The sequence below is a fragment of the Microbacterium sp. zg-B185 genome, from assembly GCF_030246885.1.
Lineage (GTDB): Bacteria > Actinomycetota > Actinomycetes > Actinomycetales > Microbacteriaceae > Microbacterium.
The window spans coordinates 3554631-3568984 of record NZ_CP126739.1 but is presented as its reverse complement, the minus strand read 5'-3'; the positions used below and the strand labels follow the sequence as shown (position 1 = coordinate 3568984).

Here is a 14354-nt window from a genome sequence, read left to right as displayed (position 1 = left end):
GGGAGCAAACTCCACTGTAGGTCCGCGCGGCGTGTCATTTCCAGGAGTATGGGAATCTGGTGGGGATAATGCCCCGCGATCCGGCTCAGTTTGAGTTCTGGGTCCGGGGAACGTAACCTGAATCGGTTGACTTCTGCCTAGATGGCAGTCCCGTAAGCCACGTCCCCGGTCTGAGCGTCAGTCGTTGTAGAAATGCCGGGACACCCTGATCCGGAAGTGACCTCCCATGACCAAGCGCACGTACCAGCCCAACACCCGCCGCCGCGCCAAGAAGCACGGCTTCCGTGCTCGCATGCGCACCCGCGCCGGCCGCGGCATTCTCTCCGCTCGCCGCGCCAAGGGGCGCACCGAGCTGTCTGCTTGACCCTTTAGAGGTGCTTGCAAGGCCGAACCGACTCACCCGCGGAGCGGATTACAAGGCCGTCGTCCGTCGGGGGGCTCGCTGTGCGAGCACGCACACGGTGACGTATGTGAATGCGTCCGGCGAGGATCGCGCAGCGCGGTTCGGTTTCATCGTCAGCAAACAGGTCGGCTCCGCCGTTGTCCGCAACACCGTTCGCCGGCGGTTGAAGGCGGTGTGCCGCGACGAGCTGCAGCGCGTCCGGCCCGGGGCAGACATCGTGATCCGGGCACTGCCCTCGGCGGCGACCGCGGACTTCGCCGCGCTTCGCGCCGAGGTCTCCCGGTGCATCGCGCGGAGGGCCGCATGAGTGCGACGACGCTGCCGGCCGCATCGACCGGTCACGGTCACTTCGAAGCCGGGACCGCGTTGCACGCGCTGCCGCTGCTCCCCCGGAACACCGTGTTGAGCTTGCTCCATGGTTACCGTGCCACGATCTCCCATGCCTACGGCGACGTCTGCAAGTACTACCCCTCGTGCTCGGCCTACGCGGTCGGCGCGGTTCAGCAGCACGGTGCTCTGAAAGGGTCCGTGATGGCGGCGGCTCGGATCGCACGCTGCCATCCGTGGGCCAAGGGGGGCGTCGATGACGTTCCTCTGCACAAGAACTTTCGGTACGAACTGACCCCGCGTGGGTTCGTCGTGCCGGTCCCCCTGAGAAAGGACTGATCCGTGCCGGATCTGATCGGAATCATCCTCTGGCCGCTCAAGTGGCTGGTGGAGCTCGTGCTTGTCGCGTGGCATTACCTGTTCACGCTGATGGGACTTCCGGCTGCGTCCGGCGTCACGTGGGTGCTCGCCATCGTGGGTCTCGTCCTGGTTGTCCGCTCGGCGCTGATCCCGCTCTTCGTCAAGCAGATCAAGAGCCAGCGGAAGATGATGGAAATTGCCCCTGAACTGCGGAAAGTTCAGGAAAAGTACAAGGGCAAGAAGGATCAGCTCTCCCGTGAGGCGATGAGCCGCGAGACCATGGGCCTGTACAAGAAGCACGGCACCAGCCCCGTCTCGGGCTGCCTCCCGCTGCTCGTGCAGATGCCCGTGTTCTTCGCGCTGTTCAGCGTGCTCAATGGTGTGCAGACCATCCGCACCGACGAGAACCACGCCGGCGTGGGCTTGCTGAACAACGAGCTCATGACCGAGTTCTACAACGCCAAGCTGTTCAACGTCGCGTCCCTGCACGACACCCTCGTGGGCGCGTGGGAAGCGCAGGAGACCGGCTGGCAGGTCACCGTCGGCATCCTGCTGGTGCTGGTCGTGCTGATGATCGTCTCGCAGTTCTTCACCCAGCTGCAGATCATCTCCAAGAACCTCTCGCCCGAGGCCAAGACCGGCCAGGCGTACCAGATGCAGAAGATCATGCTCTGGGTCCTGCCGTTCGCCTTCGTGTTCTCGGGTGTGTTCTTCCCGCTCGGTGTCGTCATCTACTGGTTCACGAGCAACGTGTGGACGATGGTCCAGCAGTTCGTCGTCATCCGCAACATGCCCACACCGGGTTCCGAGGCCGCCAAGCTGCGTGAAGAGAGGCTGGCCCGCAAGGGCAAGGCGCTCGATGCGCAGGGCAAGATCATCCCGCTCGAGCGGTACCAGGCCGAGCAGCAGCGTCTGTATGAAGAGGCGGAGCGCGCCAAGGCCGCAGCCCCGAAGCGCCAGCAGCCGGTCGGCAAGCAACGGGCCAAGAAGCAGGCCCAGAAGCAGCCTGGCGATGCGGGCACGAAGCCGGGAGAATCGCCACGCGGCGGCAAGGCCGACCCCGCAGCGGGCACGACCGGCGCGGCATCCTGATTTTCCTGCTCTTCCCCTTCTAATAGCGCGAGGACCCGATGACCAGCAACCCCGAAACCTCCCCCACCGAGGATGCGCCGCCCGTCGAGCGCACCGCGGCCACCGTCGAGCAGCTTGAGCAGGAGGGCGATGTCGCAGCGGACTTCCTTGAAGAGCTGATGGACATCGCCGACATCGACGGAGACCTCGCGCTGGATGTCCGCTCGGGGCGCGCATATGTCTCGCTCGAGTCGGACGAGCCCGGTTCACTGTCGCTCCTGGCCGCGCCGGACACGGTTCAGGCTCTGCAGGAGATCACACGCATCGCGGTGCAGAACCGTACCGGCCGGTTCTCGCGGCTCATCCTCGACATCGGCGGGTCTCGGGACACGCGCCAGCGTGAGCTGGAGACGCTGGTCGACCTGGCGATCGCCCGTCTGGACGAAGGCGCGACCCAGGCCTCCCTCCCCCCGATGTCCAGTTACGAGCGCAAGCTCGTGCACGACATCGTGTCCGACCGCGGACTGGTCTCGGAGTCGTACGGTGAGGGCGCCGACCGCCACACGGTGATCAGCCGCGGCTGATGTTCCACGTGAAACACTGATGAGCGACGTCGAGGCGGAACCACCGGTCGCGGCCGAGATCTTCGGCAACCGAATCGATCTGGCCCGGGAATTCACCCGGGCTCTGGCCGAGCACGGCGAGGAGCGCGGGCTGATCGGCCCGCTGGAGCCACCCCGGCTGTGGAGCAGGCACATCCTGAACAGCGCAGTGGCAGCACCTCTCTTCTCCGGGCGCGTAGGCGACGTCGGCTCGGGCGCGGGACTGCCGGGACTGGTGCTGGCCATCGCGCGACCGGACGTGGAGTGGATCCTCATCGAACCGATGGAGCGCCGCGTCACCTGGCTGAATGAGCAGGTCGCAGCCCTGCGGCTGGACAACGTCGAGGTCCTGCGCGCACGCGCCGAGGACTGGAGCCGGGGGCCGGTTCTGGATGCCGCGACGGCACGCGCCGTGAGTGCACTGCGCACTCTGGTGCCGCTGACCGCGCCGCTCGTCCGAGACGGCGGCGAGTTGATCCTGCTGAAAGGCGCCAACGCGTCGACCGAGATCGAGACCGCGGACAAGCAGCTGCGGAAGTATCGTGTGAACGATGTCCGGCTCGAGGTCCTCGGCCAGGGTCTGCTCGACGAGCCGACCCGAGTCGTTCGCGCCACCGTTCGCGGCTGACCCACGTTTCACGTGAAACATAGGCTCGGAGTTGTCGGGCAGCCGGCGGGACTTGCGTTCGCGGTGATCGAGTAACCGGCGCAGCGGGCGTATCGAGATCCCCCTGCTTTCGGCGGTGCTGTGGTCTCGATACGGCGGCGTTGCCGCCTACTCGACCGCCGGGTGCCACTCTGCGGTGATCCGTAGCCCTCAAAGGGGCGGTATTCGGTGCGCGGGGCCGCGTTTCCGGTGATCGGGTAGCCCGCGGAGCGGGCATATCGAGATCCCCCCTCCTCCACATGCGTCACGCTGCGCGATGTTGGCGTCGTACCTGCACCGTGTTCCATTCCTCGCACACGGCCAGGGCATCATCGATCATGCCCTTCATGTACATCCTCGAGTGCCGAGACCGTGCTCTCTACGTCGGCAGCACATGGGATCTTGATCGTCGTCTGGCTCAGCACCAGGGAGGAGAGGGAGCCGAGTACACCCGAACACGCCGACCGGTACGTCTGCTCTACTACGAACACTTCGACCGCATAGCGGATGCATTCCACCGCGAAAAGCAGGTACAAGGGTGGGGTAGGGCGAAACGACTGGCTCTCGTGAAAGGCGAGGTCGAGAAGCTGAACCGGCTGAGTCGAAAGCCGCCGCGTGAGCGCGGCGTGTAGCTGGCGGTCGGATGTTTCACGTGAAACGGATCCGTTGGGGCTTGGACCTTAAGAGGGGCATAGCTGCCTACTCGGCCGTCGGGGACCGGTGATCGAGTAGCGCGCGAATCCGCTGCATCACGATCTCACGGGGCCGTGCATTGCGTGGGGTCTCGGTACGGCGGCTTCCGCCGCCTACTCGACCACCGAAGTCCGCGTGTTTCACGTGAAACACGTGTGCCGTGTATTCCACCGGGGAACCGGCGATCGAGTAGCCCGCGAAGCGGGCGTATCGAGATCCTGCGGAGCGTACAACGCGCGTGGTCTCGATCCGGCGGGTGCGCCGCCTACTCGACGACCGAAGTCCGGATGTTTGACGTGAAACGGCCACCGGGGTGGCTGGTCTCGACACGGCGGCTGCGCCGCCTACTCGACCACCGGGAGTGGGATGTTTCACGTGAAACGGCCACCGGGGGCTGGCGGCTGGTCTCAATACGGTGCCCTCCGCCGCATACACGACGTCGAGGAGGGTCAAGGAGCGCTCGGACGGGCGCGGCGGCGAGTGGGGAGCCAGGCCGCGACTAGAGTAGAGATCGATGTCCGTCGGCGCGCCAAAGGGAGGGTGTTTCACGTGAAACAACCCGAGAACGCCGAATCTGCGGCGTCTTTCTCGCTCGACGACAGTCCCATCGCCCGTGAACTGGCCGACCTGACCGCCCGACGCCGCTCACTCGAAGCCGTCGACGTGAAGCTGAGTGGTCACACCCGTGTGATCACCGTCTCGAACCAGAAGGGCGGCGTCGGCAAGACGACGACGACCGTCAATATCGCGGCATCCCTGGCCTCGGTGGGTGCCAGAGTGCTCGTGATCGACCTGGACCCGCAGGGGAACGCCTCCACAGCCCTGGGAGTTCCGCACACCGCGGAGATCCCGAGCATCTACGACGTGCTGATCGATGACTTTCCGCTCGCCGACATCATCCAGACCAGCCCTGAGTCGCCGAATCTGCTGTGCGCTCCGAGCACGATCCACCTGGCCGGCGCTGAGATCGAGCTGGTCTCGCAGGTCGCCCGCGAGCACCGACTGCGCACCGCGCTCGACGAATATCTGGCGCACACGACTGACCGGCTCGACTTCGTGCTGATCGACTGCCCCCCGTCATTGGGTCTGCTCACGATCAACGCATTCGCCGCCGCTCACGAACTGCTGATCCCGATTCAGTGCGAGTATTACGCGCTCGAGGGCCTCAGTCAGCTTCTGGGGACGGTGAGGATGATCCAGAAGCACTTGAACCCCGGACTGCGCCTCTCCACGATCCTGCTCACGATGTACGACGGGCGAACGCGGCTCGCGCAGCAGGTCGCCGAGGAGGTCCGTCAGCACTTTCCCGATGAGGTGCTGGCAACCGTGATCCCGCGGTCGGTGCGCGTGTCCGAAGCGCCCAGTTTCGGGCAGACGGTCATCGCCTACGATGGGCATTCTGCCGGCGCCGTCGCGTACCGCGAGGCTGCCGTCGAGATCATCCGCCGCGACGGTCCGGATGCCACCGCGAAAGACCCCGGGAACGCCAGCGCGCCCGGAAATGAAGGGGACTCCTGATGGCGAAGAGAACCGGCTTGGGCAGGGGGATCGGCGCGCTGATCCCCACCAGTGAGGCCTCGTCGGAGGCGCGTCCCGTCGACGTGTTCTTCCCCGGCGCTCCGGTCGCGACCGCCGAGGCGCCCGAAGCCTCTGCCGACGAGGAGCTCCTGGAGGTCCCGGGCGCCCGGCTCGCCGAGATCGACCCGCACGCGATCGTCCCGAACCCGCGTCAGCCCCGGATCCACTTCGACGCGGACGATCTGGCGGAACTCGTGCACAGCGTCCGCGAGTTCGGTGTCCTGCAGCCGGTCGTGGTCCGCGACGTCGGCGACGGCACGTACGAGCTCATCATGGGGGAACGGCGCACCCGTGCTGCGCGCGAGGCCGGGCTCACCTCGATCCCCGCGGTCATCCGCGACACCGCCGACGAGCACCTGCTCCGTGACGCGCTGCTGGAGAACCTCCACCGCTCCGAGCTGAACCCGCTCGAGGAGGCATCTGCATACCAGCAGCTGCTGGCGGATTTCGGTATCACGCAGGAAGAGCTGGCAAGCCGCATCGGCCGGTCGCGCCCGCAGATCAGCAACACCATCCGGCTGCTGAAGCTGCCCGTGCCCGTCCAGCAGCGTGTCGCGGCCGGCGTGCTCACGGCCGGGCACGCCCGGGCGATCCTTTCGCTCGAGGATGCCGACACGATGCAGTGGCTGGCCGACAAGATCGTGAACGAGGACCTCTCGGTGCGGGCCGCCGAGGCCGCCTCGAAGGCACCGGATGCTGCCCGCCAGCGCCCCTCGAAACCTCAGCCGGGTGCGCGTCGCGCGCATCTCGACGAGCTCGCCGAGCGCCTCGGCGACCGACTGAACACACGTGTCAAGATCAATCTCGGCGCACGAAAAGGCCAGATCAGCATCGATTTCGCTAGCATTCAGGACCTGAACCGGATCCTCGAAGAGCTCGGCGAGACCGGCTACAGCTCGCGCTGAGCATCGTGTAGCAGGTCCCGCGCTCGGCGCCGTAGCACGGTCGCTTCGGCCTCGTTTCCGGGGAGCGCGGCAGCCACCGAGAAGGCCGCGGCCGCGGCCTCCGGTCGGCCCAGCTGCTCGAGCAGCTCGGCGCGCACCGCATGCAGGGGCCGGAACTCGCTCAGCTCCTCGGCGACCTCGGCGACCTCGGCCAGCGCTGCCTCGGGCCCATTGACCATCGAAACCGCGACCGCCCGGTTCAATTGCACGACCGGCGAGGCGGTCAGCGAGGCAAGGGCGTCGTACAGCGCCACGATGCGCGGCCAGTCGGTGTCGGCGGACGTGGGGGCGATGGCATAGCACTCCGCGACGGATGCCTGCAGGCCATAGTATCCGAGACCTCGAGCGTTCGCCTGGGCAATGGCCAGCGCGGCGCGGCCGCGTGCGATGGCGGAGCGATCCCAGCGCCGTCTGTCCTGGTCGGCCAGGGTGACCGGGAGCCCCGCGCCGTCCACGCGCGCCGCGAAACGGGAGGATTGGAACTCCATGAGGGCGATCAGCGCGAAGACCTCAGGTTCGGTCGGCACGAGAGCGGCCAGCTGACGGGCGAGACGGACCGCTTCCCGCGCGACGTCCGGGCGGATCGGGTGCGCGCCGGCGCCCGCGGAATACCCCTCGGTGAACAGCAGATAGATCACCTGCAGCACGCTGGCCAGCCGTGCCGGGCGCTCGGCTCGATCCGGCACCTCGAACGGGATCTCGGCCTCCCCGAGGGTGCGCTTGGCGCGCACGATCCGCTGCTGCACCGCCGGGACGGTCATCAGCAGCATCCGGGCGATCTGTTCGGTGGTCAGTCCGGCCACGGTGCGCAGCGTGAGTGCCAGGCGCGCTTGGGCCGGCAGCACGGGGTGGCAGGAGATGAAGATCAGGCGCAGTACGTCGTCGTCGATCCGGTCCGGATCGCCGAGCTCGGGTACTCCATCCCATGCCTCGAGCGCGCGCAGTTCGCCGGCCATCAGCTTCTCCCGCTCGGACAACCGCTCCCGGCGGCGCCAACCGTCGATCGCGCGGAGCTTGGCGACGGCCAGCAGCCACGCACCCGGATTGTCGGGGATGCCGGTCACCGGCCACTTGGCGAGGGCCTCCAGCAGAGAGTCCTGGGCCAGATCCTCCGCCCATTCGAAATCGCCGGTGTGACGCGTCAGCGCCCCGACGATCCGGGCGGATTCGCTGCGCCACACGGCCTCCGCCGCCCGGCGCGCTCCGCCCTCGCTCATCCCGTCAGCGTAGGCGTGCGAGCGCCGGTTCGGGGGATTCGCATCGTAGGCTGGATGGATGGCGACGCACGATGAGGGCCCGCGTCGGCGGGCAAGTCTCGAGCTTCTCCGGGCCGAGGCATCCGACGAACTCTCCGTCCTGGTGCACGAGCGCCTGCGCGCCGGCGAGGATCCGTGGGAGTTCATGGAGGATCTGCCGACCGTCGACGAGCTGGTCGTGCTCATCCTGCGCGCCGAGAACATCGCCGCGAACGGGGGTGCCCGCCCCAACGCCGCACGTCACTACCGTGTCCTGCGGCAGATCGCGTTGGATTATCCGCCACTGACCACGGCGGTGTGGCGGCTGATCGGCGACGGCGGCTCGCATCGCGTGTGGGATGCCGCAGTGCGAGCCGACGCGTCCTGAGTTCACGGCTGGGCCGCGCGCCACTCCTGCGCCTTCTGCAGCCACTCGTTGTCTTCGGGCAGATCGACGTCGGCGAACTCGTTCACCCGGCGCACCTCAAGGCTGACACCCGGTCCGAGCGGGCACTTCTTGGCCCAGTGCTCGGCCTCCTCCCGGCTGGCGACCTCGAGGATCCAGAATCCGGTGAAGACCTCCCGCGCCTCGGCGTAGGGGCCGTCGGTGACGACCGGCGGGGTCGTTGAGAAGTCGACGCGGAACCCATCCGCGGCGTCGCTGAGTCCTTCGGCGGTCAGGAACACCCCGGCCCTCTGGAGCTCTTCGTTGTAGGCGCCCATGACGGCGACCACCTGCTCCATGTCCAGGTCCTGGGCGGCGCGGGCGGCGGCGTCGGGCTGGACCTGCATGATCATCATGTATCGCATCGTCGTTCTCCTTCGGGATGTGCGAGCCGGAGCTCGGGACGGCGGGTTCGCCGACCTCATCCTGTGCGTCGAACGATTCCCGCCCAGATCGACAGATCGAGGAAAACCCACCGTGCACCCGATGGATGCCGATCGGAGCGTACATCGAGAAAGCCCCGGGGATCGAGGGATCGACGCATCCGAGTGGATGCCCCGAACCCCCCGCCTACCGGGGCTTTCTTCGAGGATTCAGTGATCAGGCGAGGTACGCCGCGAGGTCCTGCTCGATCGCGTACTTCGGCTTGGCACCGATGATGGTGGTCTCGACCTGACCGTTCTTGAAGAGCTTCATCGCCGGGATGGAGGTGATCTGGTACTTCAGGGCGAGGTCGGGGTTCTCGTCGACGTTCAGCTTCAGCACCGTGATCTTGTCAGGGTTGGCTGCCTGGATCTCGTCGAGCACGGGCGCGACCATGCGACACGGCCCGCACCACTCTGCCCAGAAGTCCACGAGCACGGGACCTTCGGCCTGCAGGACATCCTGCTCGAAGGTCGCGGATGTCGTCGCCTTGGCGGTCATATTCATTTCTCCTTTGTGGAAAGTCACTGCTAGTGCAAACGTCGCCGGGTCCCGGATTGTTCCGGAGGGGCCGGCCGTCAGGCTGCGGGGACGCCGGTCTCGGCTTCGTCGGTCGCGGGGTCGGGCGTCTCGGTGGCGACTTCCACGTCCTCTGCGATCTGCGGGTCGCCGGTCTGTTCGAGGGCCGCCAGGAAGTGCTCGGCATCCAGCGCCGCGACGGTGCCGCTGGATGCGGCGGTGACGGCCTGACGATACGTGGGGTCGATCACGTCGCCGGCCGCGAACACGCCGGGCTCCGACGTGCGGGACGAGCGGCCGTGCACCCAGATCGTGCCCTCGGGCGTGAGCTCCAGCTTGCCGTGCACGAGGTGCGTGCGCGGGTCGTTGCCGATGGCCACGAAGAGTCCGTCCAGCGGCAGCTCCCGCGTCGAGCCGTCCACCGTCGAGCGCAGCAGGACACCGTTGACGGCGTCCTCACCCAGGATGTCGGCCACCTCGGTGTTCCACACGAACTCGATCTTGTCGTTCGCGAAGGCGCGCTCCTGCATGATCTTCGAGGCCCGGAGCGAGTCCTTGCGGTGAATCACATACACCTTGCTCGCAAAGCGCGTCAGGAACGTGGCCTCCTCCATCGCGGAGTCACCGCCGCCGACCACGGCGATGGTGCGGTCGCGGAAGAAGAAACCGTCGCAGGTCGCGCACCACGACACTCCGCGTCCGGACAGACGCTCCTCACCCGGCAGGCCGAGCTTGCGGTACGCCGAGCCGGTCGCGAAGATCACCGAGGACGCCTGGTGGACGGCACCGCTGCCCAGCTTGACGGTCTTGACGGGACCGGCCAGATCCAGCTCGATGACATCGTCGTACAGGATCTCCGCGCCGAAGCGCTCGGCCTGGGCCTGCATCTTGGTCATAAGCTCCGGACCCTGAATGCCATCGGGGAAGCCGGGGAAGTTCTCCACGTCCGTGGTGTTCATGAGTTCGCCGCCGACCTCGACCGAGCTGGCCACGACGAGCGGCTCCAGGTTCGCACGCGCCGCATAGATCGCAGCCGTGAAGCCCGCCGGGCCTGACCCGATGATGATTACCTGACGCACGTGCGCCCCCTCTTTCGTAGCTCCGGATGCTTCAACACATGGTAACCGCGGCGCATTCCACGCCTGGGGCGGGTTTCCGCGCAGTGGAGGACTGCGTTGCGGTCGAGGCTCACCGGCCGCCGGGCAGCACTCGGCGAGCCAGCCGCATCGCGGGCCCTAATTCCGGTGCCCGCAGCAGTGCGAGGAAGCCGACGTAGACCACCAGCGACACGATGCCGATCACGGCGGCGCCGAGTGCACCGAGCAGCTTGTCGGAGACCGTCCAGCCACCGGTGCCCCCCAGGAGGAGGAACGTGAGCCACCCGGCGGCGGCGGCGGGGACGGCCGCGAGCGCGAACCTGCCCAGCGCCAGCATCCAGGACCCGACCCGCAGTCCGCCCAGGCGCCGCTGCAGCAGCCAGGTCGCCAGGATGACCTGCACGATGCTCGCGAAGGACTGGCCCAGGGCGATGCCGGCGGCGATGAACTCGACCGGCAGGGTCGAGGCGACCAGGGCCGTGACCACCACCAGCGCGCACTGCAGGAGCGTGAAGAAGAACGGGGTCCGGGTGTCGTTGTAGGCGTAGAAGGTCCGCTGTATGACGAACAGCACGGCCAGCGGGATCAGGCTGACCAGGAAGCACAGCAGCACCCCAGCCGCCGCGGCGGCTTCGTCGCGACTGTCGGTGAAGATGCGCGATGCCGGCACGGCCGCGGCCGCCAGCGCGGCCGTGGCGATCACGATGAACACCCCGAGGGTGCGGATGCTGCGGCCCACGTCGCCGCGGACGTCATCGTCGCGACCCGCGGCGGCGTGCTCGCTGAGCTGGGTGAAGTACGGGGTCCCGATCGAGAGCACGATGATCGAGTAGGGGAGCATGAACAGCAGCCACGCGTTCTGGGAGACCAGCACACCCGGGTAGTCCTGCGCGGCCTCCGACAGCACCCGGGACTGCACCAGGCCGGCCAGCTGGCCGGCGACGACCATCAGGAAGGTCCAGCCGGCGAGCCTGCCCAGCTGGTTCAGGCCGACGCCCCGCCAGCGGAAGTCGGGACGCACGTGCAGACCGGTGCGGCGCCAGAACATGAGCAGGATGACGGCCTGCACCACGATGGCGAGCGTCGCGGTGCCGGCCAGCAGGGCGATCATCGCAGGGGTCCATACCGCCACGGCGACATCGGAGCCGAACAGCAGGATGAACAGCAGGAACCCGGCGATCGAGACGATGTTGTTGACGATCGGCGCCCAGGTGAACGGACCGTAGACGCGGCGCGCGTTCAGGGCCTCGCCGACGAGCGCGTAGAGACCGTAGAACAGGATCTGCGGCAGGCACCAGTAGGCGAACGCGGTGGCCAGCGCCTGCTGGGCGGGCGGGAACCCGGGCGCATACAGCTGGACGAGCCAGGGCGCGCAGAGCGTGGCCAGCGCCGTGACCACCAGCAGCACCACCGTGCCCAGCGTGAACAGCTTGGAGACGAAGGCACGTCCGCCGTCCTCGTGGCTTGCGGCCTTGACGATCTGCGGCACGATCACGGCGGTGAGCAACCCGGTCGAGATGACCGCGTAGATGTTGTTCGGCAACTGGTTCGCGATCGCGAAGGCGTTTCCGGCGCCGGTGGTGGCACCGACCGCGGAGACGAGCACGACCGCCCGCAGGAACCCGGTCAGCCGGGACACGATGGTGCCGGCTCCGATGAGCAGGCTGGCCCGGCCGATGCCGCTCATGAGGTCTCCTCGTGCGCCTGCGCACGTCGCGTGCGACGCGAACGCAGCCGCAGCACGGTGCGCACGATGCCGAGCAGGATGAACCCGCCGACGAGCACCGACAGGATGACGATGCCCACGCCCTCCCAGTCGGCTCGGACGTTCACGTCCACCGCCTGTGGAGCGCCGATGGGCTCCAGGGTGCGGCTGCGCAGCTGCAGTTGGACCGTGACGTCGCCGTTGCCGACGCGAGCCTGTACGGGCACCTGCACGCGCGTGTTGCTCTGCGCTCCCGCCGTCGCCTCTGTGGCCGTGGCGACTTCGAGGCGAAGATCATCCGGGGTCGCGTAGAGCACCACCTCGACCGGGTACGGCAGGTCGTTGCGGACCCAGATCGGGATCGGCGCCCCCGCACTGAAGAGGTTGATCGGACTCGGCGGGAGGATGCCGACGCTGTCCAGGGTGGTCGCCGTCGCCGTGTACTGCGCCGCGACGGCCTCCTGCCACAGCGCGGTCTCGGGCAGCCACGCCAGGCCGAGAAGCTGCAGGATCTCGGCCCGCTCGGGTCCGGTGATCTGCGTCGGGTCCTCGAGGATCGTGGCGAAGCGGTTCAGCTGACTCTCGCCGGAGATCAGCGCGGATGCCGCGTCCACCCGCGCCTGATCAGCGGCCGCGGCCGCGACCTCCACCGCCGCGGGGAGTCTCGTGGCGACGCCGCCGAGAGTCATCGGGGTCACCCCGGGAGCCTGGGTGGCGGAGGTGATCGCGGTGCGCAGGCCGACGCGGGAGCGATCGAGGTCGCGGTCCACGGTCACGACGATCGGCTGCCCGTCAGCCTCCGCGGTCGCGAAGGAGAGGAACGCCGTCGCCGCGGTCAGCGGCGCGCCCCGCAGCGCGGTCTCTTCCAGCACGGACGCGTCGTGCAGTGCCCGGGACACATCGGCGTCGTAGACGAGCAGGTCGGCGTCGCCGGCGATGGCGCGACCCGGCACCGTCGCTCCCGTCGCGCCGGCCTGGGTGGAGGTGGAGGGCACCAGTGTGAGGGCGTCCCGGTCATCGACCACGAGCGACCCCAGAGTCGCCACGACCTCAGGCGTCGCGGTGCCGGTGGCCGGCCAGTAGACCCCGGGTCGTGCCCCGCCGATGCCCAGCAGCTCCGCGGTGTCCGGGTAGGCCGGCGCATCCGGATCGCCGGTCGGTGTCGGTGTCGGCGTCGGGGTCGGGGTCGGGGTGGGCGTTGCGTTGGCGACCGGGACGAAGTTCGCGGGGTCGATGTAGGCCTGCAGCGAGGCGGGTTGCAGCGGTCGCGCGAGACCGGTCTGCAGCTGGGCGGCGACGTCGGCGTCGCCGAACTGCAGTGCGAAGCGGGAGTTCGGCAGCGTTTCGAGCCGAGCCAGCCATGCGAGCGCGCTGGTCGGCGCGGCAGCGCCGAGGACGCGGATGGCGGCGGGAATCGCCGGGTCGACGGCGAGGATGGCGGTGGTGCCGTCGACGGCGTCCAGCTGACTGGTCAGCGAACCGGCGGCGGAGGTCAGCGCGGTCAGATCCTCCGCGGTCAGGATGCCTTCGGCGCTGGCGCCGGCTGTGATGGGCACGACGATGCCCAGGCCGACGGCTGCCGGGTTCTCCGCCGGTACGATCATGGCGCTCGTGGATTGCACGCGACCGGTGGGCGTCTCGTACGTCGCAGACAGCGGGTATACCCCCGGCGCGCGGGCGGTGAGCACCGGATCGCCCGGCGCGATGAGGATGCCGTTGATCAGCTCTGCACCCGGGAGCACGGCCTCCAGCGTCGTCGCGCCCACGGGGATCAGTTCCACGTCGGTGGTGCGGGCGTTCAGCCAGGTGCTCAGCGCCGCCCGATCCGGCAACGGCGTGGAGCCCAGCGACAGCGTGACGGCGGCCGCTTCGGTGGCGGCATCCGTCCCGTTCTGCACCGTGACCGACACCGCGAGTCCCTCGCCCGGCCGCACGATGCCGTTGGCGACGGGCGAGAGTGTGAACTCGACCACCCCGGTGGGCGGCTGGGGGGTCGGTGAGGGCGACGGCGAGGTCGATACCGGGCTCGGCGGGGCGGCGACCGCCGCCGCGGTGCCCAGCGGCAGACCGATCGCGGACAGCGCGGCGATGGCGATGGCGGCGCGGAGGCGTGCGCGGAACCCGCGTCGCAAGACGCTGAGTCCCGAGGGCGGGGAGGTGACGGTCATGTGGGATTTGTCTCCTGTGCGATTCATGACCGCACGATCAGGTGCGATTCTACGGTCCGAGCCGCCGAGGGCCCGGTACCGCGCCCGCGCGGCCGGGCGCCGGGGGCCGGCGGGTCCGCCGGCACGGGGTTGAATGGA

The 14354-nt window shown here is 68.3% G+C and carries 16 protein-coding genes; 10 read left to right on the top strand and 6 right to left on the bottom strand.

All coding sequences use genetic code 11. From position 1 onward, the window contains the following. Nucleotides 1-226 precede the first annotated feature (226 nt). From rpmH to QNO12_RS16940, 9 genes are all read left to right on the top strand, one after another. Nucleotides 227-364 carry a 50S ribosomal protein L34 gene (gene rpmH, locus QNO12_RS16980; RefSeq protein WP_257500964.1) on the top strand — a complete coding sequence of 46 codons (138 nt, stop codon included), beginning with the start codon at nt 227-229 and terminating at the stop codon, nt 362-364. 10 nt (nt 365-374) lie between these two features. Continuing rightward, nucleotides 375-710: a ribonuclease P protein component gene (gene rnpA / locus QNO12_RS16975; RefSeq protein WP_257500965.1), complete on the top strand. Its 336-nt coding sequence runs from the start codon at nt 375-377 to the stop codon at nt 708-710. Next, nucleotides 707-1069: a membrane protein insertion efficiency factor YidD gene (gene yidD / locus QNO12_RS16970; protein ID WP_257500966.1), complete on the top strand. Its 363-nt coding sequence runs from the start codon at nt 707-709 to the stop codon at nt 1067-1069. The genes rnpA and yidD overlap by 4 nt, the downstream gene beginning before the upstream one ends. A gap of 3 nt (nt 1070-1072) precedes the next feature. Beyond that, nucleotides 1073-2182 (top strand): membrane protein insertase YidC, encoded by a 1110-nt coding sequence (gene yidC, locus QNO12_RS16965; protein ID WP_257500967.1) that lies wholly within the window; start codon nt 1073-1075, stop codon nt 2180-2182. 38 nt (nt 2183-2220) lie between these two features. Next, nucleotides 2221-2745: a Jag family protein gene (locus QNO12_RS16960; RefSeq protein ID WP_257500968.1), complete on the top strand. Its 525-nt coding sequence runs from the start codon at nt 2221-2223 to the stop codon at nt 2743-2745. Nucleotides 2746-2764: 19 nt separating this feature from the next. Next, a complete protein-coding gene (gene rsmG / locus QNO12_RS16955; protein ID WP_257500969.1) occupies nt 2765-3391 on the top strand; it encodes a 16S rRNA (guanine(527)-N(7))-methyltransferase RsmG in 627 nt (208 codons plus the stop codon). Nucleotides 3392-3756: 365 nt separating this feature from the next. Then, nucleotides 3757-4041, top strand: a complete 285-nt coding sequence (locus tag QNO12_RS16950; protein WP_257500970.1) for a GIY-YIG nuclease family protein — start codon at nt 3757-3759, stop codon at nt 4039-4041. A 610-nt stretch (nt 4042-4651) separates the two neighbouring features. Next, nucleotides 4652-5620: a ParA family protein gene (locus tag QNO12_RS16945; protein ID WP_285178380.1), complete on the top strand. Its 969-nt coding sequence runs from the start codon at nt 4652-4654 to the stop codon at nt 5618-5620. Further along, on the top strand, nt 5620-6585 hold the full coding sequence (locus tag QNO12_RS16940) for a ParB/RepB/Spo0J family partition protein (RefSeq protein WP_257500971.1): 966 nt from the start codon (nt 5620-5622) through the stop codon (nt 6583-6585). The genes QNO12_RS16945 and QNO12_RS16940 overlap by 1 nt, the downstream gene beginning before the upstream one ends. Here the strand turns inward: QNO12_RS16940 and QNO12_RS16935 are convergent. Next, a complete protein-coding gene (locus tag QNO12_RS16935) occupies nt 6570-7841 on the bottom strand; it encodes an RNA polymerase sigma factor (RefSeq protein WP_257500972.1) in 1272 nt (423 codons plus the stop codon). The genes QNO12_RS16940 and QNO12_RS16935 overlap by 16 nt on opposite strands. Nucleotides 7842-7899: 58 nt before the next feature. Between QNO12_RS16935 and QNO12_RS16930 the strand changes: the two genes are divergently transcribed. Further along, nucleotides 7900-8247 carry a tryptophan synthase subunit alpha gene (locus QNO12_RS16930; RefSeq protein WP_257500973.1) on the top strand — a complete coding sequence of 116 codons (348 nt, stop codon included), beginning with the start codon at nt 7900-7902 and terminating at the stop codon, nt 8245-8247. A 2-nt stretch (nt 8248-8249) separates the two neighbouring features. Here the strand turns inward: QNO12_RS16930 and QNO12_RS16925 are convergent, their stop codons facing one another. From QNO12_RS16925 to QNO12_RS16905, 5 genes are all read right to left on the bottom strand, one after another. After that, a complete protein-coding gene (locus QNO12_RS16925) occupies nt 8250-8669 on the bottom strand; it encodes a YciI family protein (protein ID WP_257500974.1) in 420 nt (139 codons plus the stop codon). A 235-nt stretch (nt 8670-8904) separates the two neighbouring features. Then, complete coding sequence (gene trxA / locus QNO12_RS16920) at nt 8905-9228, bottom strand: thioredoxin (RefSeq protein WP_257500975.1); 324 nt, start codon at nt 9226-9228, stop codon at nt 8905-8907. 77 nt (nt 9229-9305) lie between these two features. Beyond that, nucleotides 9306-10325: a thioredoxin-disulfide reductase gene (gene trxB / locus QNO12_RS16915; RefSeq protein WP_257500976.1), complete on the bottom strand. Its 1020-nt coding sequence runs from the start codon at nt 10323-10325 to the stop codon at nt 9306-9308. A 109-nt stretch (nt 10326-10434) separates the two neighbouring features. After that, nucleotides 10435-12030, bottom strand: a complete 1596-nt coding sequence (gene murJ / locus QNO12_RS16910) for a murein biosynthesis integral membrane protein MurJ (RefSeq protein WP_257500977.1) — start codon at nt 12028-12030, stop codon at nt 10435-10437. Next, complete coding sequence (locus tag QNO12_RS16905) at nt 12027-14216, bottom strand: DUF6049 family protein (RefSeq protein WP_257500978.1); 2190 nt, start codon at nt 14214-14216, stop codon at nt 12027-12029. Before QNO12_RS16905 ends, murJ begins: the two co-directional genes overlap by 4 nt. Between the last annotated feature and the right edge of the window lie 138 nt (nt 14217-14354).